The 1,104-nt window shown below is 46.1% G+C and carries 2 protein-coding genes; both read right to left on the bottom strand.

Translation table 11 applies throughout. The features are described 5' to 3' along the window. Nucleotides 1-17 precede the first annotated feature (17 nt). Nucleotides 18-647 carry an IS630 family transposase gene (locus E5342_RS19005; RefSeq protein ID WP_228767171.1) on the bottom strand — a complete coding sequence of 210 codons (630 nt, stop codon included), beginning with the start codon at nt 645-647 and terminating at the stop codon, nt 18-20. Continuing rightward, nucleotides 617-1,030, bottom strand: coding sequence for a helix-turn-helix domain-containing protein (locus tag E5342_RS19000; RefSeq protein WP_121767560.1), 414 nt, complete (start codon nt 1,028-1,030; stop codon nt 617-619). Before E5342_RS19000 ends, E5342_RS19005 begins: the two co-directional genes overlap by 31 nt. Nucleotides 1,031-1,104: the final 74 nt, after the last annotated feature.

Here is a 1,104-nt window from a genome sequence, read left to right as displayed (position 1 = left end):
TAAGTAACTAATCAAAATTAAGCAGCATAATGGCTAAAGTTAATATTCAGTCGTGTTCCTATCGCCGCCAAAGCCCTGTTGGTGGCATAAAACAGCGATTCGGTAGTGACATAATCCTGTGGTCGGAGCCATTTCCCTTTCATAATACGCCAAAGGGTCTCCACAATGTTCAAATGAGGAGAGTATGGAGGAATGTAGAAGAGAAAAAGTCCCCGTTTTTCCCATATTGGACGCATTCGCTTTATTTTCTCATTACGATGTACACTTGCATTGTCAAGGACAACAAATGTCTTTCTGTAGAGCTTGAAAGAGAATCTGTCGAGGAAATCAACAACTTTCTCTGCATCGACAGAATCGCAGGTGCAGAATCCTTCAAAGCGGTTATTCCTGTCAATCATGCCAAAGATGTTGAGCCGTTTGGCTTTTTCGACAGGAATGTAAACGTCTTCTCCGGCAAACTGCCACCCATAAGGGACATAGCCTTCCGTGCAGATATGAGATTCGTCACCATAGAAGAGGTCGATGGAGCCTTTTTCAAAAAGTGTTTCAAGTTCTTGCAGCTTCTCGGTCTTATACGCATAGAGCTGCGGCGAGGGCTTACCCTTAGGACGTTTTCTTATACGTCTATATCTTGCGCCAATGCGGATAAAAAACGTTTGAACGTCGATTCGCTCGCTTCCTTTCCCGAAGCATTCTGCCAGGCTTCTTTGGCTGCACGCACACTCTGCCGGTCCGATTCGATGGCTTTGCGCACGGATTCCTCGTCCGAACAGTCCATGATGGCTTTGCGACCTTGTCCCGGACGTGTGTATAATCCTTGGATTCCTTGGCTTTCGAAACGTTTGACCCAACGGCCAACGGTTTGGGCGGTCATTTCCGTTTGTGCTCCCACTTGGGGCGCACTCAAGCCCTCTGCTTTGAGCAGTATGGCGCGGCAACGCATACGAAAACAATGGCTTTCGCCTGTACGGAAACCGGTGGTAAGTTCCCGACGTTCGGAATCGCTCAGCGTCAATTTCTTGATTTTCATTTATCATGCGGTTTTGTTCGAGGCAAAGATAATGTAATTTCGACATAGGTGAAATAATTATGAATAACTACTTA

The organism is Parabacteroides distasonis (assembly GCF_004793765.1).
Classification (GTDB): Bacteria; Bacteroidota; Bacteroidia; order Bacteroidales; family Tannerellaceae; genus Parabacteroides; species Parabacteroides distasonis_A.
Note: the sequence above shows the minus strand (reverse complement) of the source record. Positions and strands in the feature narration are given on the sequence as shown.

Coding starts and splice junctions, on each gene's coding strand:
- E5342_RS19000 (WP_121767560.1), bottom strand. CDS start 1,030: ATGAAAATCAAGAAATTGACGCTGAGCGATTCCGAACGTCGGGAACTT.